This is a genomic window from Streptomyces sp. NPDC057002 (assembly GCF_042673825.1).
Classification (GTDB): Bacteria; Actinomycetota; Actinomycetes; order Streptomycetales; family Streptomycetaceae; genus Streptomyces.
In genome coordinates, this window is sequence record NZ_JBHURZ010000005.1 from 146,834 (window position 1) to 169,198 (window position 22,365).

Genomic DNA, 22,365 nt, shown 5'->3' on the forward strand with positions numbered 1-22,365 from the left:
CCCATGCGCCCACGCGGCGGAGCCGCACATGTCACAGCCCCGCGCCCCTATAGGAAAGACCCCTCGTTTCGAAGATCTGTTGCCCTGTTCCGTGCCTTCCTCCACGAGCAGAACGATCCCGACTACTGCTACTCGCTGCTCGCCCGTGACGCCGCCGACCAGGTCGAGGCCTACGACGGCCCTGTCGCCGGGCGTACCGTCCTGGACATAGGCGGCGGCAGTGGCTACTTCACCGAGGAGTTCCGGCGTCGCGGTGCCCATGCCTATCTGTTCGAGCCGGACATGGCCGAGTTGGGTGAGAAGCCGCCCGGCGGCGCGGTGGTCGCCGACGGGTATCTGCTGCCCCTCCGGGACGGCATCGCGGACGTCACCTTCTCCTCCAACGTGCTGGAGCACGTGGCCGATCCGGAGACCTTTCTCAGTGAGCTGGCCCGGGTGACGCGCCCGGGCGGGCTGATCTATGTGTCGTTCACCAACTGGCTGTCGCCGTGGGGCGGGCACGAGTGGGCCCCGTGGCACTACCTCGGTGCCGAGCGGGCCCGCGCCCGCTATCTGCGGCGGACCGGCAAGCCCGCCAAGCACACGCTCGGCGAGAACCTGTTCGCCGTGCACATCGGCTCCACCCTGCGGCAGGTGCGTGCCCGCGACGACGTCACGGTCGTCTCGGCGCGCTCCCGCTACTGGCCCTTCCTCGCGGAGACCGTCGTCAAGGCGCCCGGGATCCGCGAGTTCGCCACCTGGAACCTCCTCCTCATTCTGCGGCGGTGTCCTACATGACAACCACGGTCCAGGCTCCTCCACCGGCAGCCGTTCCCACCACCGCGACCGCGGCGGGTCCCCCCGAGGGCCCGCGGTCGCGGCGCTGGCTGCTGGGTTTCTGGGCCGTGGTGTTCGTGTTGTTCCTGGTGGTTCAACCCGGGCGGCAGACCTTCGACACCAAGCTGGGCGTCACCGTCGATCCGGGGCAGTTCCTCGCCGACCTGGGCCAGTTGTGGCACGACCGGGCCGGGTTCGGCGGGATCCAGGACCAGTACGTCGGCTATCTCTGGCCGATGCTGCCGTTCTACTGGCTGTGCGACCTCGTACAGCTGCCGGTGTGGCTGGCGGAGCGGCTGTGGCTGTCGGTCGTCGTGTCCGTCGCCTTCTGGGGTGCGTTGCGGCTGGCCGAGCGGCTGCGGGTGGGCAGTGGCACCTCCCGGCTGCTGGGGGCCGTGGCGTACGCGCTGTGGCCGGTGTTCACGACCGTCATCGGGTCGACGTCGGCCGCCGCGCTGCCCGGCGCGTTCCTGCCGTGGGTGCTGCTGCCGCTGACGAACGAGCGGTACGCGGCCCGGGTCGCCGCGCTGCGCTCCGCGCTGCTCGTGCCGTTCATGGGCGGGGTGAACGCCTCGGCGACCCTGGCCTCGCTGCTGCCGGTCGGGCTCTATCTGCTGTCCCGGCCGCCCGGGCCCCGGCAGCGCAAGCTGATCGTCTGGTGGGCCCCGGCCGTGATCGTCGTGACGGCCTGGTGGTGGGTGCCGCTGCTGCTGCTCGGGGTCTACGGCGAGAACTTCCTGCCGTACATCGAGACGGCGCAGACCACGACGGACACGATGTCGGCGACCGAGGCGCTGCGCGGCGCCGGGAACTGGGTCGCCTATCTGCACTTCGGTGAGGCGTGGCTGCCCGCGGGGTGGGCCGTGGCCTCGTCGGTCGTCGTGATCGTGAGCTCGGCCCTGGCGGCCGGGCTGGGGCTCGCCGGACTCGCCCGGCGGGACCTGCCCGAGCGACGGTGGCTCGTGCTGACCGTGCTGGTGGCGGCGCTGGTGCTGCTCGCCGGGTACGGCGGGGCGTTCGGGGCGCCGTTCCACGGGGTGGTGCAGGGCTGGCTGGACGGGTGGCTGTCGCCGTTCCGGAACATCTACAAGTTCCAGGCGGGGCTGGCGCTGGCGCTCGTACTGGGCATGGTCCATCTGGTGGGTGTCGCCGCCGAGCCGCGCGGGGCCCGCCCGGTGCGCGGCCGGCGCCTCGCCCCGCTGATCGCGGCGGTGCTTGTCCTGCCGGGGCTGCTGCTGCCGTACCTCAACGGCTCGATCCTCAACCCGGGTTCCTTCCAGAAGCTCCCCACCTACTGGGAGGCCACGGCCGACTGGCTGGAGAAGTACTCCCCCGACTCCCGTGCCCTGGTCGTCCCGGCGACCGCGCACGGCATGTACACCTGGGGCTCCCCCATCGACCAGCCGCTCGACGTGCTCGCCGAGTCGCGCTGGGCGCAACGCGACTACGTTCCGTTCGGCACGCCCGGCAACCGGCGTGCGATGGACGCCGTCGAGCAGGCGCTGCTGTCGGGAAGCGAAGTCCCGGGTCTCGTTGACTACTTGAGCCGGGCGGGGCTGTACTACGTCGTCGTACGGAACGATCTCGATCCCGATCAGATCGGCGCGGTGCCGACCGCGACGGTCAAGCGGACGCTGGAGCAGTCCGGGTACGAGCGGGTGACGGGGCTCGGTCCCGTGATGACCGGCGGGCGGATCGCGCAGGACGCGCCGCTCCAGGTCGAGGGCCTGTACGCGCGGCAACGGGCGGTGGAGATCTACCGGCCGGCCGACACGGACGTGCTCCGGCCCGGGCAGGCCGGGCTCACCCCGGTCTCCGACACGGCCGTGGTGTCCGGCGGCCCGGAGGCGCTGCTGCCGCTGGCGTCCCGGCTGCGCGGGCGGGCGGCCGTCCTGACCGGCGACAACCATCCCGGGCTCGGCACCCCTGCCGTGCAGGTGGTGGGCGACGGGATGCGGCGCGCCGACACCCGGTTCGGCCTGGTCAACGCCGGTACGTCGTACACGTACACGCGGGACGAGCGCAACGCGCCCGACGCCCAGCAGGACCCGGGCGAGAAGCCGCGCCAGATCCTGCCCGCCGAGGGAACCGACCACCAGACCGTGGCCGAACTGCGCGGCGCCGACTCGGTGACCGCCTCCTCGTACGGCAACTGGCTCTTCCATCTGCCGCAGTACGACCCGGTGAACGCCTTCGACGGCAACCCGGACACCGCGTGGGCGGAGGGCGCGCCGGACACGCCGGACGGGCAGTGGCTGCGCGTCGGCTTCACCGGCCCCTACGACATGCCGTCCTCCTTCAAGGTCACGCCGTTGCCGCAGGAGAGCGTGCGGGCCGCGGCGACGAAGGTACGGGTGGAGACCGAGAAGGGCTCGAAGACCAGCTTCCTCCAGCCGAACGGCAAGACACAGCGGATCAAGGCGCCCGAGGGCACGAGCCGGTGGATGAAGCTGACGATCGTGGACTCGGTGGAGCGCCGGGCCGGTCTGACGGGCGCGGGCTTCTCCGAGATCGACCTGCCGGACATCCAGGTGACCCGGCTGCTGAAGCTGCCGACGGACGCGGACAACGCCACCGCTCCCGCCACCCTGGTCTCCCTGCACCGCGCCTCCGACCCGACCGGCCTGTCCGCTGTCGGCACGGAGGCCGGCCTGCACCGGCGCTTCACGACACCGGCCGCCGGGACATACGAGGTGAAGGCGAACGCGGTGCCGGTGCCGGGCGAGGAACTCGACCGGCTGCTCTACGAGGTCGCGCCCGAACAGCAGACCCGGATCGTCGCCACCGCCGACTCCACGGCGAGCCTCGGCGCGGGCCTGACGGCACGCAACCTCACCGACGGCGATCTGACGACGGCGTGGATCGCGGGCGACCGGCCGACGATCCACCTGAGCTGGGAGGGCAAGCAGGCGGTGGGCGAGCTGGTACTGGCCCCCGCGGGCGGCCTGTCCACCCGTGCCTCCCAGGTGCACATCAGCTCCCCCGACGGCGCGACGATCGCCGGCGTCGACGAGAACGGCTGGGTCCGCTTCCCGCCGATCACCACGGACCGGCTCGACATCACGGTCACCGAGACCGCCCCGCTGACCCTGCACAACCCGGTCGCCGACGAGGACCTGCGCCTCCCGGTGGGCCTGACGGAGGCGTACCTCCCGGCCCTCGACCAGTACCGCACCCCGCAGCCGGACGGCACCCGGAAGTTCTCCCTGCCGTGCGGGAAGGGGCCGGACGTGGCGCTGGACGGCGAGCTGTACCAGACGGGCGTGAAGGGGACGGTGCGGGATCTGGTGGAGCGGCGGGGCGTCGAGGTGACGCTCTGCCAGGAGGGCCGGGGCGACTCGGAGGTGCGGCTCCCCGCCGGCGAACACCGGCTGGAGGGCGGCGACGCGGGCCCCCTCGCCCTCACGGACGTGACCCTGGCCCGCGGGACGATCCCCGAGGCCGCAGCGGCCGGGCGTGAGATGGAGATACGGGACTGGCTGGGCGACCGGCGCGAGGTGACGGTCGGCTCGGGCGCCGCCTCGTACTTCACCACGTACGAGAACTTCAACGACGGCTGGAAGGCCACCCTGGACGGCAAGGAGCTGACCCCGGTGCGGCTGGACGGCTGGCAGCAGGGCTGGCGGATCCCGGCCGGGGCGGGCGGCGCGGTCAAGCTGTCGTACGAACCGGCCACCACCTACGACGCCGGGCTGATCGGCAGCGGCGCCGGTATCGCGGTGCTGCTGGGCCTCGCCCTGTGGCGCCGCCGCGCCCCCAACCCCGACGCGCCTCAGCCGGTCCCGCCGCTGCCCGGGCTGTGGCTCGGCACGGTGGCGCTGACGCTGGTCGGAGTGGTGATCGCGGGCTGGTTCGCGCTGCTGGTCCCGGTGCTGGCGCTGCTGGCCTCGCGGCGGCACGCCCTGCTGGTGCCGATCGCGTTCGTGGCGCTGGCGGGGGCGGGGATCGCAGCCGCGACCGGCGCCGGGGAGCCGGTGGGGTCGGGCGCGGGAGCGTTCGGCCGGGTGGCTCAACTCCTGGCACTGATCGGCCTGTTCGCGGGACTCGTGAGCCTGCGAGAACCAGGGAAGGACGAGCCCGCATGACGGCACCGGTACGCATCCCGTTCCCGGTGGTGGACGAGGTGTCCCGGCACTGCCTCCAGGAGGAGGAACCGGAAACGGTCCACATCGAGGTCCACCTCCCCGGCCCCCTCGACGAGCCCCGCCTGCGCAAGGCCTTCACGGAGGCCCTGCACCGGCACCCCCGCATCCTGATGCGGGAGGCGAGGGGACCCTGGTTCCGCCGCCGCTACGAGTGGGAACTGACGGGCGAACCGGACACGGAGGTGGTGACCTTCACCCCGCCGGGGCCACGGGCGTTGCAGGACGCCAGAACAAGGGCGCTGGCAGAGGCACCACCCCTGTCGATGTCGCCCCCGATACGACTCGAGGCAGTGGGATCGGTTCTCTTCCTCACCATCAACCACACCGCCCTCGACGGCCCGGCCTGCCTCCGCATACTCGCCACCGCCGCGGAGCTCTACGGCGGCAGGGACAACAACCCCGCCGCACCCCCGACCCGCCCCGCGGAACCCGGAAAAGAGCCCCCGGACACCCCGACCACCTGGTCACCCCCCGCGCGGGTGGCGCAAGGCACACCCGACCCCTCCCCCGGCAACGGCATGCTCGTCACCGAGCTGCCCCTCCCGCACCGCCCCAAGGGCTCCCCCTACACCGTCAACGACCAGCTCATGGTCACCACGGCCCTGACCATCGCCCACTGGAACAGGGAACACGGCGCCCGGCCCCGCCCCCTGCGCATCACCATGCCCGTGGACGACCGCCCCCGCGACACCACGATGCCCATCGGCAACGGCACCCGTCTGGTCGAAGTACCGTTCGCACCAGCCGAGTTGAAGGCCGAGATGCCCACCCTGCTCCGCCGGACCGCGGAGCGGACCCGTGCGCTGAAGGCCCTGCCCCGCCCCCAACTGGGCCACGGGGCCGCGCTCCTCACCACCCCCTGGGCCCCGGTCGCCGCCCGCGCCGCCCTCACCCGTGGCCTGCGCAGGGCCGCCGCACCCTGGACGTCGACGACCCTGCTCAGCAACATCGGCCGCATCCCGTACCCGCTGGACTTCGGCGAGGAGGCGGGCCGCGCGCACGCGGTGTGGTTCTCGGCCCCGGCCCGGATGCCGCGCGGCCTGACCGTCACCACCGCCTCCACGGCCGGCCGTCTCCATCTGGCCCTGCGCTGGTCCCGGGCCCTGCTCAGCCACGGCGACGGCGCCCACCTCCGCGACCTCTTCGAGCACTATCTGCACACCACGGAGGTGACCCCGTGACGCCTACGCCTACGCCTACGACCACGACGAGCACCACCCCCGCACCCCCACCCCGCGACCTGCGCGACTTCTACGAGAACCCCGCCGTGCCCGTCGCCTCCGGCACCCCCCGCAGCCTCCGCCAGGCCCGCATGCTGGCCCGGGCCCTCGGCCCGGCCTCCGAAGGCACCCGCACCGTCCTCGACATCGGCTGCGGCGACGGCACCGCCGCCGCCACCGCCGCGCCCCTCCTGCCCGGCCACCGCGTCATCGGCGTCGACTGGTCCCAGGACGCCCTCAGACGCGCCCGCACCCGCGTCCCGTACGCGGTCCGCGGCGAACTCACCGGTGGCGGGCTGCCGTTCGCCTCCGAGTCGGCCGACGCGGTGCTGTTCAGCGAGGTGATCGAGCACCTCGTCGACCCGGACGCCGCGCTCGACGAGATCCGCAGGATCCTGCGGCCCGGCGGGCATCTCATGCTGTCCACCCCGAACCTGGCCGCCTGGTACAACCGCGCCCTGCTGCTCGCCGGCGTCCAGCCGGTCTTCTCGGAGGTCAGCCTGCGCGGCATCCACGGCCGCCCGGGCAAAGAGGTCGTGGGACACCTCCGCCTCTACACCGCCCGCGCGCTCACCGAGTTCGTCGCCGCGTCCGGATTCACGGTCGTACGGCTCGAAGGCGCTCCCTTCCACGGCGTACCGCGCCCCCTCAGGCCGCTCGACCGGCTCGCCTGCGCCCGGCCACGGCTGGCGTCGATCCTGCTGCTGCACGCCAGGAGGACGTAGCCCATGTGGTGGGGAGTGGCCGCGGCCCTGCTGGCGAACGTCCTGTACAGCACCGGATTCGTCCTGGAGAAGCGCGCGCTCGCCGCCCTGCCGGAAGTAACGATCCGGCAGCCCGCCCGGCTGCTGCGCCTGGTGCTCGGCAGCCCGCTGTGGATCGGCGGTTCGCTCTCGCTCGCGGCCGGGTTCGCCGCCCAGCTCGCCGTGTACCGGACGCTGCCGATCGCCGCCGCACAGGGCATCTTCGTCTCCGGTCTGGTGCTGCTGGTGCTGTTGTCGGCGCGGCTGCTCGGCGAGGAGACGACCGGCCGGGAGCGGTACGCCCTCGGGGCGATCCTGCTCGCGCTGCTGATGGTGGTGCTGTCCCTGCGCGAGGGCTCGGACTCGGTCAGCCAGGAGGCGCCCTACCCGCTGATCCTGCTGGTGTGCGTGCCGTCGCTGGCGGCCGGGGTGTGGCTGTACGGCTCCGCCGAGCGGCGCGCCCGCAACCGGCACCGGCGCCCGACGACCGGCGTCGAGTACGGCGTGGCGGTGGGCCTGCTGTACGGCGTCAGCTCGCTGGCCATCAAGGGCGTGTCGAGCCATCTGACGACCAGCGGGATCGGCGGCGCGGTCCTGGACCTGCTGGCCTCCCCGTATCCGTATCTGCTGCTGTTCACCGGTGTGTTCGGCCTGGTGATGTCGCAGGCGGCGCTGCAGCGCTGCCGGGCCTCGCTGATCGTGCCGGTGTGCACGACCGTGACCTGCCTGTTCACGGCGGTGCTCGGCACGCTGTCGTTCGGCGAGGCGCTGCCGGACGAGCCACTGCGGCTCGCGCTGCGGGTGGCGGGCACCACCCTGGCCGTCGCCGTACTGCTGACCATGCCCAAACACGACTCCGCTCCCCAGGAGCCCTCCCCCGCCAAGGAGTTGGCATCGCCATGAAGCCCGACGACCCGCTGCTGAAGATCCTCGCGTGCCCGCTCGACAAGGGCCCGCTGCATCTGCTGGCCGAGGAGGCCGAGCAGGAGGAGGCCCTGTACAACCCGCGGCTGCGCCGCCGCTATCCGATCCTCGACGGCATTCCGCAGTTGCTGCCGTCCTCGGGCGAGCAGGTGCCGGACGACGAGCACGAGGCACTCCTCAAGAGGATGGCACCGTGACCAGTCTGGCGGCCCGCCTCGCTCCCCTCCTGCCCACCCGGCTGGTGGCCGCGACGGCCCGGGCCCTGTATCCGCGGTTCGAACCGGAGCTGGCCCGGCTCGCCGAGCTGTGCCCGCCGGACTGCGGTACGGCGGTGGACGTCGGCGGCTGGTACGGCCCCTGGACGCACCGGCTGTCCGGCCGCGCCGAGCAGGTCGTGACGATCGAGCCGGTGCCCCATCTGGCCCGGCTGCTGGCCGCCGCCGTCCCGCCGAACGTACGGGTGGTCCGCGCGGCGGCCTCGGACCGCCCGGGCCTGGCCCGTCTGTGGCTGCCGTCGGACGACTCGGGCGACCGGGGCGTGTCCTCGCTGGTCCGCCGTGACATCCACGGCCGGGCGCTGGACGTCCCCTGCGTCACGCTGGACGAACTGGGGCTGCGGAACGTCGACTTCATCAAGATCGACGTGGACGGCAACGAGCCGGCGGTCCTGCGCGGGGCGACGGGTCTGCTGGCCCGCGACCGTCCGGCCCTGTTCGTGGAGCTGGAGTCCCGCATCCAGCCGATCGCCCCGGTGGTGACCTATCTGTCCCTGCTGGGCTACGACGGCTGGGTGCTGCCGGGCGACACCTGGGTGCCGCTGGCCGGGTTCCCTTTGGAGGACCACCAGGCCGACGCCTCCTACGTCGTCTCCCACGGCCTGCTCCGCCGCGTCCTGCCCTCTCCCCTGCTCAGGGGCCCGCGCTACGTCAACTCGGTGCTGTTCCTGCCCGACGGCCGCCGCCCCGGAACGGCCCCGGTGGGCGACGATGGTTCCCATGCCCTCCGGAAAGCGCCCCGCTAGCCCCTTCACCCCGCTCGACTTCCAGCTGGTGCTGCTACGCCGCATGGCCGACCACAATCCCGGCCTGGTGGAGGACGCCCGGCACGGGCTGGGAGTCTCCCTCGCGGACATGCGCGAGGCGAACAAACGCTGGCAGGCGATGCTCCGCTCCCCGCGCTCCCGCCCGCCCCTGTCCCGCTACCGCTCGGTCCTCGGTGAGGCGGAGTCCCGTACACCGCGCCGCATCGGCGACCTGGACTGCGAGGCGTGGCTGTGGCCCGTGCCGCTCTGGCCCGCCCTGCGCTTCGAGGTGCTGACCGCCCCGAACGGCGCCGTGTGGAACGAGTGGCTGGTCCGCGCGCCGGGCGCCGAGGGCCCCGAGCTGCGCACCCTCGACGATCTCGTCCCCTGGTCCTGCACGGTGGACGAGGCGGCCCGCGCCTTCGCCCCGGCCCGTCCCCTGGAGGGCACGGCGCCGACCCGGTGGGGGCTGGCGTTCGCGGCGCCGGACGCGGCGGGAGTGCGGCGGGAGGTCGTCGCCGAGTTCACGTGGGGGCTGTTGCAGCGGGTGGCCGTCACCGGCCGTCAGGGCTGAGGGATCCCGGCCCGGTCGAGGGCCGGGAGGAACTGGTCGTAGAAGGCGGTCTTGAGGTGGAGGGCCCGCTCCTCGGTCTCCCTGAAGACGTCGGAGTTCCGCCCCCGTGCGAGGAGTTCGCTGATCCGGGTGGCCAGGCGGTCGGAGTGCGTGGCCGACAGCAGGGAGACGGCGGTGAGGGGGTGGGCCTTGGCGTCGTGGACGTAGTGCGGGTAGTAGAAGCGGGAGCGGTTGCGCCCGCCGTCACCCGCCAGCACCGGTGCCATGCGCTGCCACAGGTGCTCGTACTCGACGGACACCAGGACCTCGCCCCAGAACCGCAGGAAGGTGAGCAGCCGCAGATCGGCGTCGTCGCTCCCGCCCGCCTCGGCGATCAGCGCGAAGGCTTCCTCGACGGCCCGCCGGGTGGCCTCCGTGGGCCGCGAGGCGACCAGCTCCTCGCGGGTGATGCCCAGTTGGAGCAGGTCCTCCTTCATGTCCTCGCGGTGGGAGCGGGTGTGGCCGCGGCCGTCCGGGTACTCCTCGCGCAGGATGGCCCGGGCGATCCGCAGCCCCGCCTCGTCGCGGAGCAGGTCGATCGCCAGGTCGTACGAGGGCGTGAAGGCCAGGGACACGAAGCGCCGCTGGAGCAGCAGGGCGGCGAAGTCGGCGTCCGGGAGGCTCGCGGTGCCGGCCAGCACGGGGTGCTGCCGGAACCGCTCGATCAGGGCGTCCTCGAACTCGTCCAGGTCTCTCATGTGCGTACCCCTTCCACGGGTCACTGGGTGGTGTCGACCGACCTGCGCCAGTCGTCCAGGTCCACGTCACGGCCGATGCGCCACAACGTGTCCAGCTCCTGCTGGATCTCCGCGCCCATCACGGTGCCGCCGCCCTCGATCTCCAACTGGGTGGAGTCGATGGCCAGTCGGCCGTGCAGGAAGGAGCTGACCAGGTAGTGCTCGTCGGCCTTGTAGACGGCGATCGACGGCAGTGCCTGGTACACCCGCACCTGCAACCGTGCCCGGTCGTCGTCGCGCACGCTCTGGAAGAGGGAGGCGAGGGTCGACAGACAGCGGGCGACACCCGCCTGGACGTCCTCCTCCAGGGCGGGGTCCCGCAGGCCGCGCAGCGCCTCGTTGCGCAGGTCGGCGACCGGCGAGGAGGGGTGCAGCAGCAGGACCCGCACCCGGACCCTGCGGTCGACGATGGCCTGCTTCAGCGCCGACTCGAACCGGTGCACGTTGGGGATCCACGTCTGGAGGATGGTGACCTCGCGGTCCGCGCCGTTCAGGAACCCCTCGAAGGTCTCCTCGGGGAAGCGCCGGTGTACCCGCACCACACCGCCGTAGTGGTCGTGCTTGAGGTCGCGCGCGAGGGCGTCGATGTCCAGTCTGGACAGCTGGGTGCTGATGTTGTCGAGCGCCTTCAGCCGGTCGATCTCGAACAGCAGGAACAGCGTGACCGTGCTGAGGATGAGCAGTGTGAGCTTCGGAACGGTGTCGCCGGCCAGACCGTCGAGCAGGTCCACCTGATCGGCCAGGGTCACGGCGATGCCGACGGTGGCCGTGAGGCCCAGCACGACGCGCTCGGCCCAGTAGCGAAAGCTGCTCCCCATGCCCACTCCAGCGTGCGGCTCGACGGCTTCGGCGACGACCGTACATCGCGAGATTGGGCCAAGTGGGGGATATTGGCCAGTAGTTCGTCCGGATTCGTGATGCTCGGAACCGGAGACGTGAGCCCTAAGCCCTAGGGACGGTCGGACCGTTCGGCCTTCGCGGGCACGCAGCGCCAGGCGAGGGCCGCGGCGGCCAGATAGGCGAGGGCGCCGATGAGCATGCTGGTGCGGATCCCGGTGCCGTAGTCGGTGGCCGAGGCGAGGAGGCTGCCGCCGAGGGCCACGCCGGTGGCGCTGCCGATCTGGCGGGTGGTGTTGAACAGGGCGGAGGCGGCCCCCGAGTACGCCTCGGGTGCGGCGCCCATCACGGTGGTGGTCGAGCCGGTGAGGGCGAAGGACGTACCGAATCCGGCGGCCATCATCGGGGCCACCAGCAGCGCGTAGGCGGGATCGGCGCCCGCCGCGGCCCAGCCGGCCAGCCCGAGAGCGGCCAGGAGCATGCCGGAGACCACCAGCGGACGGTCGCCGGTGCGGCGGGTCAGCCGGCCGGACAGGACGGAGGCGAACATGGTCATCGCCACCGCCGGGAACAGCGCGAGCCCGGTGCCGAGGGCGCTGAAGCCGCGCTGATGCTGGAACTCCAGGCTGGCGGTGAACACCATGCCGTAGAAACCGAAGTTGAACAGCAGGCCGATGACGGCTCCGCCGCTCATGGCACGCGACCGCAGCAGGCCGAGGGGCAGCACCGGGGAGCGGGCCAGCCGCTCGCGCAGCGCGAACGCCGCGGCGGCCAGTACGGCCAGGCCCGCACCGGCGAGCACGGCCGGGTCGGTCCAGCCCCGCCGTCCGGCCTCGTTGAGCGACGCCGTCAGCAGGGCCACCGCCGCCACGACCGCGCACTGCGCGGGCCAGTCCAGGGGCCTGTCGGCACGCCGGGGCGAGCGGCCGACGTGCCGCAGGGTCAGCGCCAGACAGGCCGCGCCGACGGGCAGGTTGATGAGGAACACCCAGCGCCAGCCCGCCGTGGAGACGAGCAGCCCGCCCAGCAGCGGCCCGGCGGAGGCCGCGATGCCCGCCATGGAACCCCACAGCCCGAAGGCCCGTGACCGTACGGCCTTCTCCGGGTAGGCCTGCTGGAGCAGCGCCAGGGAACCGGGCACGATGAGCGCCGCCCCGAGCCCCTCGGCCAGCCGGGCCGCCACCAGGAAGGGCGCGTCGGGCGCCAGCGCGCACGCGGCCGAGGACAGGGTGAACACCGCGACGCCCGTGCAGAACACCCGCCGGTTGCCCAGCCGGTCCCCCAGCGCACCGCCCGTCAGGAGGAACCCGGCGAAGACCAGGGTGTACCCGTCGGTGATCCACTGGATGCCGGTCAGCGAGGCCGACAGCTCCCGCCCGATCACCGGCACGGCGACGTTGATGACGGTCACGTCCAGGATCACCATGAAGTACCCGGCACACACCGCCAGCAGCGGTGCCCAGGACCGTCGCTCGGAGGGCATGGCCCTACCAGTACACCAAAAGCCTCACTGTGGGACGTATGCCCCACGCGTCGCCGCGATCAGCCGGCGGCCGCGAGCACCGCCTCCACCACCCTGGGCAGGGAATCCGGGTGCAGCCACAGGAACAGATTCGGCTCGATCAGCTCCAGTTCCATCACGCACGGCTCCCCGTCCGGCCCGGTGACCAGGTCCACGCGCGCGTACAGCAGTTCCTGATCACCGGGCAGGGGCACGGCGGCCAGGGCACGTTCGGCGACGGCCCGTTCGGCGGGGGTCGGCTCCCAGGGCCGAAGGTCCGGGTGGGCGATCTTGTCGGCGTCGTACGGGGTGCCCGGCGCGAGGACGGCGCCCTTGCGGCTGGCGTGCAGCAGACGTCCGCCGTAGAACTGCAGGGCCCGCTCGCCGTCGGTGTCGATGCTGCTCAGATAGGGCTGGAGCATGACGGTGAAGCCCTCGGCGTGCATCCGCTCGACCTGGCGCAGGGCCGCGTCCCGCTCCCCGGCCGGGTAGCGGGCGGCGTAGCGGGCGCCGGCGCCGGAGGTGGGCTTCACGACGTACTCATGGCCGTCGGGCAGGTCGACGGGGTCGCCGGGCGCGAAGTAGCGGGTGGGCACGGCCGGTACTCCGGCCTCCGCGAGCCGGCCCAGGTACCTCTTGTCCGCGTTCCACCGCACGACGTCCACCGGGTTGGCGAGCCGCGTCACCTTCGCGCACCGCTCCGCCCACGCCATGAACTCCTCGGCCCGCCAGCTGTAGTCCCAGGTGGACCGTATGACGACGAGGTCGAACCCGGCCCAGTCCACCTCGGTGTCGTCCCAGTACACGACGGCGGTCTCGGCCCCGGCCTTTCGCAGCGCGTCCGCGAGCACCGGCAGGTCCTGGTCCTTGGTCACCTCGCCGCCGGGGTCGTAGGTGGCGAGCGCGATGCGCGGGGTGCCGGTCACGGCGGGCTCCATTCTCGGGCAAACGATCGATTCCGGAGCAGGCTAACAATGGCCGACGGAACCTCGACCCCCTGTTTGACCTTCACCTTCGGTGAAGCCCCAGCATCGGTGGCGGAACCCAGGAACACGACGAGCGCGACGAGCATGACGAGCGCGACGAGCACGAGGAAGGCGGGGGACGCATGGAGATGCTGACGATCGGCGCGTTCGCGAAGGCGTGCCGGCTCTCGCCGAAGGCACTGCGCCTGTACGACGAGCTGGACCTGCTGCGGCCCGCCCGGGTGGACCCGGACACGGGATACCGGTACTACGCGGTGGCCCAGCTGGAGCAGGCCCGGCTGGTGGCGTGGCTGCGGCGGCTGGGCATGCCGCTGGCCGAGATCCGCGAGGTGGGCCGGCTGTGCGCGCTCGACTCGACGGCCGCCGCCCGGGAGATCCGCGCCTACTGGGCGCGGGTCGAGGCGGAGACGGCGGTGCGGCGGGACCTCGCCGCGTTCCTGGTCGATCACCTGACGACGGACTCGCAAGAGCCAGGAAAGGACACCACCGTGCTGGAACTGCGTTACTCCGCCCACTCGGACACCGGACGCGTCCGTCCCGCCAACCAGGACACCGCGTACGCGGGCACCCGGCTGCTCGCCGTCGCCGACGGTTTCGGACCGGCGGGCGCGCCCGCGAGCAGCGCCGCCGTGGCGGCCCTGCGCTCCCTGGACACGGACGAGATCCCGGCCGGCGGGGTCCTCAACCTCCTGGAGGACGCGGTACGGGGCGCGGCCCAGGCCGTCCAGAACGTGGCCGCCGGCGCCGACGACATCGGCACGACCCTGACCGCCCTGCTGTGGACGGGCTCCCGGCTGGCCCTGGTGCACATCGGCGACTCCCGCGCCTATCTGCTGCGCGACGGCGAACTGTTCCTCATCACCCACGACCACACGGTCGTCCAGTCGATGATCGACGAGGGGCGCCTGACCTCCGAGGAGGCCCTCTCCCACCCGCAGCGCACCCTCCTCCTGAAGGCCCTGACGGGCGGCGGGGCGACGGTGATCCCGGACCTCCGCCTGCACGACGCCCACCCGGGCGACCGCTACCTGCTGTGCTCCGACGGCCTGTCGAGTGTCGTCCCCGAGGACCGCATCCTCGGCCTCCTCACCTCGCAGATCACCCCGGAGGAGACGGTCGAGGCCCTGGTCGGCGCTGCGAACAAGGAAGGCGGCCCGGACAACGTCAGCTGTGTGGTGGCGGACGTGGTGGAGCGGGCGGCGTGACCCCGACGGCCCAGAACCACGGGCCGTGACCGAGCCCGCCCGGTCTACTGAACGAGGACACCGAACCGAGGAAGGGATTCCCATGGCTGCTGTGCTGTCCTTGCGCTGGGCCGGAGTGGCGCCCGAGCAGTACGACGCGATGCGGGACTCGGTGCGCTGGGAGGAGCAGGCCGCGGACGGGCTCGTCCTGCACGTGGCCTGGTTCGAGGCGGGCGTCCTGCACGTGACCGACGTATGGAACGCCGAAGCGGACTTCCACCGCTTCTTCGCCGAGCGGCTCGCCCCGGCCGTGAAGGAGGTCGGGCTCCCCGGTCAGCCCGAAGTCCACTTCGCCCCGGCACACCGGCGCTTCGTGCCGCCCGGTATCACCGGGGCCGCCTGACACCCCGACCCGCTCTACTCCTCCTCACCCGGCTCCCAGTCCAGCAGTCGCACCTTCGCCACCGTGCGGACATGGCGGCGCATGGCCGTGGCCGCCTGGCGGGGCTGTTCCGCGGCGATCGCGTCGAGGATGGCCCGGTGCTGGGAGAGGGAGCGGGACGGGCGGCCGGGCTGGCGGAGCGACTCGGTGCGGCTCTCGGCGATCTGCTCGGCGATGGAGCGCATGAACTCGGCGAGCAGACTGCTGTGGGCCGCGGCCGTCACGGCCGCGTGGAACAGGCGGTCGCCCTCCACGCCGTGACCGCCCGCCTCGATCTCCTCCGTCATGTGCGCGAGCGCCGAGCGCATCGCCGCCAGATCGTCCTCCGTGCGCCGCTCTGCGGCCAGTTCGGCGAGCTTCGTCTCCAGCGCCTCCCGGGCCTCCAGGACATCCGGGAGGCGCCTGCGGCGTTCGACCATCCGCTCCACGGGCTCGGTGTCGAGGCTGTCCCGCACGAGGTACGTACCGCCCCCGTGCCGGGCCTCCACCAGGCCCTGGACCTCCAGCACCACGATCGCCTGCTTCACCGAGGCCCGGCTGACCCCGAGCCGCTGCGCGAGATCACGCTCGGGCGGCAGCCGGTCGCCGGCACGCAGCCCGCCCTCGGCGACGTACTGGCGCAGCCGCTCCAGCACCTGTTCGTAGAGACGCTGTTTCGTCATGGGGCGCAGGGCGTCGGTCACGGAGTCCCCCTCTCGCCGGGGAGCGTAACACCGGGCCTGTCGCATTCGCCCGACCCAGTGGCCGAGTGGCTGAACCAATTGTCGCGCGACCCCTTGACGGGCGCCCGGGCCGCACCCACGCTTTCAGCCAACGCACCTCAAGTGGTTCAGCCACTCGGCCACTCCCAGGTGCTTCCAGCCGCTCCGGGGCCCAACGACGGGAGCCCGTATGTCCCCCGAACTCATCTCGATCCTCGTCCTCGTCGTGGTGTTCGTCATCGCCACCACCCGTTCCGTCAACATGGGCGCACTCGCCTTCGCCGCGGCCTTCGGGGTGGGCGGGCTCGTCGCCGACCTCGACGCCGACGGCATCTTCGCCGGCTTCCCCGGTGACCTGTTCGTCGTCCTGGTCGGCGTCACGTACCTCTTCGCGATCGCCCGCGCCAACGGCACCACCGACTGGCTGGTGCACGCCGCCGTCCGGCTCGTGCGGGGGCGGGTGGCGCTCATCCCCTGGGTGATGTTCGCCCTGACCGGCGCGCTCACGGCGATCGGCGCGGTCAGCCCGGCCGCGGTCGCGATCGTCGCCCCGATCGCCCTCAGCTTCGCCACGCGCTACGGGATCAGCCCGCTCCTGATGGGCGCGATGGTCGTACACGGCGCCCAGGCCGGCGGTTTCTCCCCGATCAGCATCTACGGCTCGATCGTCAACGGCATCGTCGAACGCGAGAAGCTCCCGGGCAACGAACTCGTCCTCTTCCTGGCGTCGCTGGCGGCGAACCTGGTGATCGCCGGGGTGGTGTTCGTGGTGTGCGGGGGTCTCAAGCTGCGGGCGCAAGGAGCGGACTCGGACTCGGCTGCGCCCACCCTGAGCCCGGACGAAACCTCCCTCACCGCACCCCGCACAGCCACCCTCACCTCCCTCCTCGCCCTGGTCGTCGCCGTCCTCGTCTTCGACCTGGACGCGGGCCTCACCGCCATCACCCTCGCAGTGATCCTCAGCACTCTGTGGCCCGAAGACAGCCGCACGGCCACATCCCAGATCGCATGGCCCACCGTCCTCCTCATCTGCGGCGTACTCACCTACGTAGGCGTCCTCGACGAGATGGGCACCATCACCTGGGCCGGCGAGGGAGTCGGCGGCATCGGAGTCCCCCTCCTCGCCGCCCTCCTGCTCTGCTACATCGGCGCACTGGTCTCCGCCTTCGCCTCCTCCGTGGGAATCATGGGCGCGCTGATCCCCCTGGCCGTCCCCTTCCTGGAACGAGGCGAGATCGGGGCCATCGGCATGGTCGCCGCACTGGCCGTATCGGCGACCGTCGTGGACGTGAGCCCGTTCTCCACGAACGGCGCCCTGGTCCTGGCCGCCGCGCCGGACGTCGACCGCGAGCGTTTCTTCCGGCAGCTGATGGTGTACGGAGGAATCGTGGTGGCGGTCGTACCGGCGGCGGCATGGCTGGTGATGGTCGTCCCCGGCTGGGGATAGCCGGCCGATGCCCCAGCAGAAGACAGACAGGCACAACAGCTAAGGAGACGGACGCGTGACCCCTCTCTTCCCGGCCCTGACCGAGGCCCCGGCCGACCGGCCCGCTCTCCGGTTCGGCGAGCGCTCGCTGACGTACGGAGAACTCGCCGCAGCGGCCGGCGCCCTCGCCGCACGCATCGGCGAGGCCAGGCGGGTCGCCGTCTGGGCGACGCCCACGATGGAGACCGCCGTCGCCGTCGTCGCCGCCCTGCTGGCCGGCGTCCCCGCCGTACCGCTCAACCCGAAGTCGGGAGGGAAGGAGCTCGGCCACATCCTGTCGGACAGCGCCCCCGACCTGGTGCTCACGGCCCCGGAGGACCAACTCCCCTCCCCCGTGGGGGACCTGCCCCGACTCGATGTGGACGTGCACAGCACCGGACCCGCCCCCGAGGAACACGCCGGCGAGTCCGACCCGGCCCTGATCGTCTACACCTCCGGCACCACCGGCCCGCCCAAGGGCGCCGTCATCCCGCGCCGGGCGATCTCCTCGACCCTGGACGCGCTGGCCGACGCCTGGCAGTGGAGCGGCGACGACGTCCTCGTCCACGGACTGCCGCTGTTCCACGTACACGGCCTGGTCCTGGGCACGCTCGGCCCGCTGCGGCGCGGCGGGTCGGTCCGGCACCTGGGCCGGTTCAGCACCCAGGGCGTGACCCGTGAGCTGGCCGGCGGCGCGACCATGCTGTTCGGCGTCCCGACGATGTACCACCGGATCGCGGAGGCGGTGACCGGTGACCCGGATCTGGTGAAGGCACTGACCGGGGCGCGGCTGCTGGTCTCCGGTTCGGCCGCGCTGCCCGTGCACGACCACGGTCGGATCGCGACGGCTACCGGACGGCGGGTGATCGAGCGCTACGGCATGACGGAGACGCTGATGAACACCAGCGTCCGTGCCGACGGCGAGGCCCGCCCGGGCACGGTCGGCGTGCCGCTGCCTGGCGTGGAGCTGCGGCTGGTCGAGGAGGACGGCTCGGAGGTCGGCGCGTACGACGGGGAGACCGTCGGCGAGATCCAGGTGCGCGGCCCGAACCTGTTCACCGAGTACCTCAACCGGCCCGACGCCACCGCCGCCGCCTTCACCGCCGACGGCTGGTTCCGCACCGGCGACATGGCGGTGCGCGACCCCGACGGCTATGTCCGGATCGTCGGCCGCAAGGCCACCGACCTGATCAAGAGCGGCGGTTACAAGATCGGGGCCGGTGAGATCGAGAACGCGCTCCTCGAACACCCGGGGGTGCGGGAGGCCGCGGTCACCGGGGAGCCGGACCCCGACCTGGGCGAGCGGATCGTGGCGTGGATCGTGCCCGCGGATCCCGAATCGCCGCCCGCCCTGGCCGAGCTGGCCGGCCATGTGGCCGAGCGCCTCGCGCCGCACAAGCGCCCACGGGTCGTGCACCATCTGAACGCGCTGCCCCGCAACGACATGGGGAAGATCATGAAGCGGGCGCTGACCCATGAGTGACCGGCACTCGGCTCGCGAGATCGTCGCCCTCGTCGCCGACGACTCCACCTTCGCCGAACTCCCCGCGTCCATAAGGGACCCCAGGCCTGACGGCCCGCTCGGGTGGCCGGGCTACGACGCCTCCCGTGCCCGTGCCGCCGAGCGCACCGGCGAGCAGGAGTCCGTGGTCTGCGGCTCCGCCAGGATCGGCGGCGCCCGGGCCGTGCTGATCGCGTTCGAGTTCGGCTTCCTCGGCGGCTCCCTGGGACAGCGCACCGGGGACCGGCTGGAGGCGGCGTACACGTACGCCCGTGACCACCGCCTGCCGGTCGTGCCGCTGGTCGCCACCGGCGGCAGCCGGATGCAGGAGGGCATGCTCGCGCTGACCCAGCTCCAGCGGGTGGCCCGCCAGTCGGCACTCACCAGGGAGGCCGGTCTTGCCCAGGTCGCCGTGGTGCGCGACCCGACGACCGGTGGCGGCTGGGCCACCCTGGGCGCGGGCGCGGACGTGGTCCTCGCGCTGCCCGGGGCGCAGGTCGGCTTCGCCGGCTCCCGGGTGCGCCCGGCGGACGCGGACCCGGCGGCGTACACGGCCGAGGCGCAGCTGGCGGCGGGGGCGGTGGACGCGGTCGTACGGCCGGAGGAGCTGCGCGAGGCGCTGGGGCGGTGGCTGCCGCTGCTGACGTCCCCGTCCGGCACGCCCGCCCCGCCGCCGGAACCGCTCGGTGACAGCGCGGGTCTGCCCGGCACCGGCTGGGACGCCGTCCGGCGTGCCCGCTCGCCCCGGCGGCCGCGCGCCGCCGCCTATCTGGACGCCTATTTCACCCACCGGGTCGCGATCAGCGGCGACCGCTGCGGCGGCACCGACCCGGACGGGATGCTGTGCGGGTTCGGTGAGCACCAGGGCCGTACGGTCGCCTACGCGGCGCAGACCGGGACCGCGACCCGCCCCGCCGGCTATCGCACCGCCGCCCGGCTGATCCGGCTCGCGGACCGGCTGGGCATTCCGGTGCTGACCCTCGTCGACACCCCGGGCGCGGCCAACGACGCGGAGGCGGAGCGGCAGGGCGCGGGCGCGGCGATCGCCGACCTGTTCGTGGCGGTGGCGGGCGTCCGTACGCCGGTGACGACGCTGGTGATCGGCGAGGGCGGCTCGGGCGGCGCGCTGGCCCTGGCCGCGCCCGGCAACACCTGGGCCACGCCCGACAGTTACTTCTCGGTGATCGCCCCGGAGCTCGCGGCGGCCATCCTCAAGCGGCCGCCGCGCGAGGTGGAGCCGACGGCGGACCAGCTCCGCATCCGGCCGCAGGATCTGGTGGAGCTGGGGGTGATCCGCGGGACGGTGGGTCCGTGAGTCCGGTGGGTCCGTGAGTCCGGTGGGTCCGTGAGTCCGGTGGATGCCCCACGCCACATCAAGTACCTTCCGTAACAATGGAAATGCTCAGTGCAGTGGGACGACGGGGGTGTCGTGGACGGGTTGGTCGAATTCAGGACCGGTGACGGTGCCGTGGTCGCGGTCGAGGGGGTGGAGGAGCGGTCCGGCTCCCGCCTGGTCTCCCGCGGCGACGGGACGGTCCAGGCGACCCGCACCTTCGAGGGCGCCCTGGACGGGGTGCGCGCCGCCGCCGAGTCGGCGCTGCGCGTCTTCCGGGACGGCTCGCTGAAGCCCGACGGCGTGGAGATCGAGTTCGGGGTGAAACTGTCCGCCGAGACGGGCGCGTTCATCGCCAAGGGGACCGCCGAGGGCCACCTGGTGGTCAAGCTGTCCTGGTCCCCGTCCGCTCCGGAGGCCGGTGTTCGGGAGGCCGGCTCCGCCTCATGAACAGCGCCGAGTGGCACGCCCGGATCGAATTACACGGCCGGGTGGCCGGAGCGGGCTTCCTGGTCACCCCCAGCACGGTGCTGACCTGCGCCCATGTCGTGCAGGACGGCGACGGCCTGACGGTGACCTTCACCGAGCGGCCCGGCTCTCCGGCCGTGCCCGCCCGGGTCGTCGCCCACGGCGGCTGGACCGGCGCCGGCACCGACCTCGGTGACCTCGCCGTGCTGGAACTGGACCGGGAGATGCCCTTCGCCCCGGCCGCGCTCGCGCCCGTCGACGCCGCGCACGGCACGAGCCCCCGCAAACTCGTCGTCTACGGCTTCCCGGCCGGCTTCGACGAGGGCACCCTCGCCGAGTACCGCGTCACCGCACCCCAGTTGATCAAACGGGAATGGCTCCAGCTGGAGGCCTGGCACCTGGGAGGCCAGCCCCTGGCCCCCGGCTTCAGCGGGGCCGCCGTCACCCTGGCCGAGACCGGCGAGGTCGTCGGCATGGTCACGGCGGCGGCCGGCAGCCGGGACGTGCGCAACGGCCGGATGATGCCCACCCAGGTCATGGCACAGTACTGGGCCGGCCTGCAGAGCCTCGTGCCCACCTCGGACCACGCCGGTGCCGACCGGGCCCGGCTGCGCGCCCTGGTCGAGAAGGCGGCCCGCGCGGGCGTGGACTGCGACCCGGTCCGGCTCTACACCGCGGCCGCCGACCCGTTCGACCCGCCGCCGCCCGAGGAGGGGTTCGACTCGCTGTGGTCGGCGGCCCTGTTCGTGCTGTGCGAACTCGACGGCCCGGGCGCCGCGCGGACCGTGTCCCGGTTCGCCGCCCGGCTCGAAGCCCTGCTGGACACCCCGGCGGTGGAGCCGTCGGCGCCCGACTGGTCGCCCATCCTCGTAGAACTGGGGCACAGCGGAGCGGGCGACGGTCTGGTCCGGGTCGAGGTGTCCGCCTACAGCGAGGGACGACGGCACCCGGTGGACTCCGGCACGGTCGAGGAGCACCGGCTGCACGCCTATGTGCGGGACCGGATCGAGGCGGCCTTCCGGTATCTGACGCCCGGCGCCGACGAGTTGGTCGCGTTCTCGCTGCCCCGGGACTGGCTGGACTGGCCCGTCGACCTCTGGGAGAGCGCCCCCGACGACGCGACCCCGCTCGGCTGCGTCTACCCGCTGGTCGTCACCGACCACGCCCGGCGCAAGGCCAGCACCCGGCATGTCCTGACCCGGGCGTGGAAGCGCCTGGACTCCCTGCCGGGCGCGCGGATGCACCGTGTGGAGTGCGGCGGCCCGGAGGAGCCCGGGCGGCTGCGGATGCGGATGCGGCGGCCCGACGCCTGCCTCGCCGGGTTCGGCACCGCCCCGGCCGCCTCCCGCACCCGACCGCACTTCGACACCTCGCTCACCGCGCCCGCCCCGGTCATCGTGTGGTCGCGCGGCGGCTGCGACTCCGGGCAGGAGGAGTGCGCCGGAGCGGACGGCTGCACCGGCAAGGCCTTCCTCGACGCGCTCGACGCCTGTGTGACGGCCGTACCGCCCGCCGAACTCCCGCGCCACGTCCTGGCCCTGCGCGAGGAGGCCGAGGCGGAGGAGGACCACTGGGCCCACGGCATCCAGCTGCTCTGGGACGACCCGCGCGTCTTCACCGACCCGCACGCGGTCGTCGCCGCGCACACGGGGTCGCCGGTGTCCTGACCCACCCGGACGCGGTCCGGGGCACCTTGAGAAACACCAGCACGAAAACGGAGAGCGGAGA

General features: G+C 72.9%; 20 protein-coding genes. 15 read left to right on the top strand and 5 right to left on the bottom strand.

Annotated elements, in window-relative coordinates; genetic code table 11:
* Positions 1–3: 3 nt before the first annotated feature.
* From ACFT32_RS24875 to ACFT32_RS24910, 8 genes are read left to right on the top strand one after another with little or no spacing between them, the layout of a single operon-like run.
* A complete protein-coding gene (locus tag ACFT32_RS24875) occupies positions 4–777 on the top strand; it encodes a class I SAM-dependent methyltransferase (RefSeq protein ID WP_382493132.1) in 774 nt (257 codons plus the stop codon).
* Positions 774–4,901 (top strand): alpha-(1->3)-arabinofuranosyltransferase family protein, encoded by a 4,128-nt coding sequence (locus ACFT32_RS24880; protein WP_382493135.1) that lies wholly within the window; start codon positions 774–776, stop codon positions 4,899–4,901. Before ACFT32_RS24875 ends, ACFT32_RS24880 begins: the two co-directional genes overlap by 4 nt.
* A complete protein-coding gene (locus ACFT32_RS24885) occupies positions 4,898–6,142 on the top strand; it encodes a condensation protein (RefSeq protein ID WP_382493138.1) in 1,245 nt (414 codons plus the stop codon). The genes ACFT32_RS24880 and ACFT32_RS24885 overlap by 4 nt, the downstream gene beginning before the upstream one ends.
* Entirely contained in the window at positions 6,139–6,906 is a 768-nt protein-coding gene (locus ACFT32_RS24890; protein ID WP_382493140.1) for a methyltransferase domain-containing protein, read from the top strand. Before ACFT32_RS24885 ends, ACFT32_RS24890 begins: the two co-directional genes overlap by 4 nt.
* Before the next feature lie 15 nt (positions 6,907–6,921).
* Positions 6,922–7,827: a hypothetical protein gene (locus ACFT32_RS24895; RefSeq protein ID WP_382494625.1), complete on the top strand. Its 906-nt coding sequence runs from the start codon at positions 6,922–6,924 to the stop codon at positions 7,825–7,827.
* Positions 7,824–8,045 carry a Trm112 family protein gene (locus tag ACFT32_RS24900; protein WP_382493143.1) on the top strand — a complete coding sequence of 74 codons (222 nt, stop codon included), beginning with the start codon at positions 7,824–7,826 and terminating at the stop codon, positions 8,043–8,045. The genes ACFT32_RS24895 and ACFT32_RS24900 overlap by 4 nt, the downstream gene beginning before the upstream one ends.
* Positions 8,042–8,869, top strand: a complete 828-nt coding sequence (locus ACFT32_RS24905; RefSeq protein ID WP_382493146.1) for an FkbM family methyltransferase — start codon at positions 8,042–8,044, stop codon at positions 8,867–8,869. Before ACFT32_RS24900 ends, ACFT32_RS24905 begins: the two co-directional genes overlap by 4 nt.
* Positions 8,835–9,443 (top strand): hypothetical protein, encoded by a 609-nt coding sequence (locus ACFT32_RS24910; RefSeq protein ID WP_382493148.1) that lies wholly within the window; start codon positions 8,835–8,837, stop codon positions 9,441–9,443. The genes ACFT32_RS24905 and ACFT32_RS24910 overlap by 35 nt, the downstream gene beginning before the upstream one ends.
* Here ACFT32_RS24910 and ACFT32_RS24915 read toward each other — a convergent pair.
* From ACFT32_RS24915 to ACFT32_RS24930, 4 genes are all read right to left on the bottom strand, one after another.
* Positions 9,434–10,180, bottom strand: a complete 747-nt coding sequence (locus tag ACFT32_RS24915; protein ID WP_382493151.1) for a hypothetical protein — start codon at positions 10,178–10,180, stop codon at positions 9,434–9,436. The two genes, ACFT32_RS24910 and ACFT32_RS24915, sit on opposite strands and share 10 nt — an antisense overlap.
* Before the next feature lie 20 nt (positions 10,181–10,200).
* The gene (locus tag ACFT32_RS24920) at positions 10,201–11,037 is read right to left on the bottom strand and encodes a hypothetical protein (RefSeq protein ID WP_382493154.1); all 837 of its coding nucleotides are present in this window, start codon (positions 11,035–11,037) and stop codon (positions 10,201–10,203) included.
* Between the two features lie 131 nt (positions 11,038–11,168).
* Positions 11,169–12,539 (bottom strand): MFS transporter, encoded by a 1,371-nt coding sequence (locus ACFT32_RS24925; protein WP_382493157.1) that lies wholly within the window; start codon positions 12,537–12,539, stop codon positions 11,169–11,171.
* 59 nt (positions 12,540–12,598) lie between these two features.
* Positions 12,599–13,495, bottom strand: a complete 897-nt coding sequence (locus tag ACFT32_RS24930) for a RimK family alpha-L-glutamate ligase (RefSeq protein WP_382493160.1) — start codon at positions 13,493–13,495, stop codon at positions 12,599–12,601.
* A 170-nt stretch (positions 13,496–13,665) separates the two neighbouring features.
* Between ACFT32_RS24930 and ACFT32_RS24935 the strand changes: the two genes are divergently transcribed.
* Together ACFT32_RS24935 and ACFT32_RS24940 are read left to right on the top strand one after the other, a co-directional pair.
* A complete protein-coding gene (locus tag ACFT32_RS24935; RefSeq protein WP_382493163.1) occupies positions 13,666–14,748 on the top strand; it encodes a MerR family transcriptional regulator in 1,083 nt (360 codons plus the stop codon).
* 82 nt (positions 14,749–14,830) lie between these two features.
* On the top strand, positions 14,831–15,130 hold the full coding sequence (locus ACFT32_RS24940) for a hypothetical protein (protein WP_382493166.1): 300 nt from the start codon (positions 14,831–14,833) through the stop codon (positions 15,128–15,130).
* Positions 15,131–15,144: 14 nt separating this feature from the next.
* On the opposite strand, the gene ACFT32_RS24945 is transcribed toward ACFT32_RS24940, so the two are convergent.
* Complete coding sequence (locus ACFT32_RS24945; protein WP_382493169.1) at positions 15,145–15,852, bottom strand: FadR/GntR family transcriptional regulator; 708 nt, start codon at positions 15,850–15,852, stop codon at positions 15,145–15,147.
* A 208-nt stretch (positions 15,853–16,060) separates the two neighbouring features.
* Here ACFT32_RS24945 and ACFT32_RS24950 point away from each other — a divergent pair, with 208 nt between their 5' ends.
* From ACFT32_RS24950 to ACFT32_RS24970, 5 genes are all read left to right on the top strand, one after another.
* Positions 16,061–17,317, top strand: a complete 1,257-nt coding sequence (locus tag ACFT32_RS24950; protein ID WP_382493172.1) for an SLC13 family permease — start codon at positions 16,061–16,063, stop codon at positions 17,315–17,317.
* A 55-nt stretch (positions 17,318–17,372) separates the two neighbouring features.
* The gene (locus ACFT32_RS24955) at positions 17,373–18,818 is read left to right on the top strand and encodes an acyl-CoA synthetase (protein ID WP_382493175.1); all 1,446 of its coding nucleotides are present in this window, start codon (positions 17,373–17,375) and stop codon (positions 18,816–18,818) included.
* On the top strand, positions 18,811–20,151 hold the full coding sequence (locus tag ACFT32_RS24960; protein WP_382493178.1) for a carboxyl transferase domain-containing protein: 1,341 nt from the start codon (positions 18,811–18,813) through the stop codon (positions 20,149–20,151). The genes ACFT32_RS24955 and ACFT32_RS24960 overlap by 8 nt, the downstream gene beginning before the upstream one ends.
* Before the next feature lie 114 nt (positions 20,152–20,265).
* Positions 20,266–20,619 carry a CU044_2847 family protein gene (locus ACFT32_RS24965; protein ID WP_382494628.1) on the top strand — a complete coding sequence of 118 codons (354 nt, stop codon included), beginning with the start codon at positions 20,266–20,268 and terminating at the stop codon, positions 20,617–20,619.
* A complete protein-coding gene (locus ACFT32_RS24970; RefSeq protein ID WP_382493181.1) occupies positions 20,616–22,304 on the top strand; it encodes a trypsin-like peptidase domain-containing protein in 1,689 nt (562 codons plus the stop codon). Before ACFT32_RS24965 ends, ACFT32_RS24970 begins: the two co-directional genes overlap by 4 nt.
* Positions 22,305–22,365: the final 61 nt, after the last annotated feature.

What these genes read in the sequence shown, in the direction of transcription:
- ACFT32_RS24875 (WP_382493132.1), top strand. Translation starts at nt 4, where the DNA reads ATGCGCCCACGCGGCGGAGCCGCACATGTCACAGCCCCGCGCCCCTAT.
- ACFT32_RS24880 (WP_382493135.1), top strand. Translation starts at nt 774, where the DNA reads ATGACAACCACGGTCCAGGCTCCTCCACCGGCAGCCGTTCCCACCACC.
- ACFT32_RS24885 (WP_382493138.1), top strand. Translation starts at nt 4,898, where the DNA reads ATGACGGCACCGGTACGCATCCCGTTCCCGGTGGTGGACGAGGTGTCC.
- ACFT32_RS24900 (WP_382493143.1), top strand. Translation starts at nt 7,824, where the DNA reads ATGAAGCCCGACGACCCGCTGCTGAAGATCCTCGCGTGCCCGCTCGAC.
- ACFT32_RS24910 (WP_382493148.1), top strand. Translation starts at nt 8,835, where the DNA reads ATGGTTCCCATGCCCTCCGGAAAGCGCCCCGCTAGCCCCTTCACCCCG.
- ACFT32_RS24915 (WP_382493151.1), bottom strand. Translation starts at nt 10,180, where the DNA reads ATGAGAGACCTGGACGAGTTCGAGGACGCCCTGATCGAGCGGTTCCGG.
- ACFT32_RS24920 (WP_382493154.1), bottom strand. Translation starts at nt 11,037, where the DNA reads ATGGGGAGCAGCTTTCGCTACTGGGCCGAGCGCGTCGTGCTGGGCCTC.
- ACFT32_RS24925 (WP_382493157.1), bottom strand. Translation starts at nt 12,539, where the DNA reads ATGCCCTCCGAGCGACGGTCCTGGGCACCGCTGCTGGCGGTGTGTGCC.
- ACFT32_RS24930 (WP_382493160.1), bottom strand. Translation starts at nt 13,495, where the DNA reads ATGGAGCCCGCCGTGACCGGCACCCCGCGCATCGCGCTCGCCACCTAC.
- ACFT32_RS24935 (WP_382493163.1), top strand. Translation starts at nt 13,666, where the DNA reads ATGGAGATGCTGACGATCGGCGCGTTCGCGAAGGCGTGCCGGCTCTCG.
- ACFT32_RS24940 (WP_382493166.1), top strand. Translation starts at nt 14,831, where the DNA reads ATGGCTGCTGTGCTGTCCTTGCGCTGGGCCGGAGTGGCGCCCGAGCAG.
- ACFT32_RS24950 (WP_382493172.1), top strand. Translation starts at nt 16,061, where the DNA reads ATGTCCCCCGAACTCATCTCGATCCTCGTCCTCGTCGTGGTGTTCGTC.
- ACFT32_RS24960 (WP_382493178.1), top strand. Translation starts at nt 18,811, where the DNA reads ATGAGTGACCGGCACTCGGCTCGCGAGATCGTCGCCCTCGTCGCCGAC.
- ACFT32_RS24970 (WP_382493181.1), top strand. Translation starts at nt 20,616, where the DNA reads ATGAACAGCGCCGAGTGGCACGCCCGGATCGAATTACACGGCCGGGTG.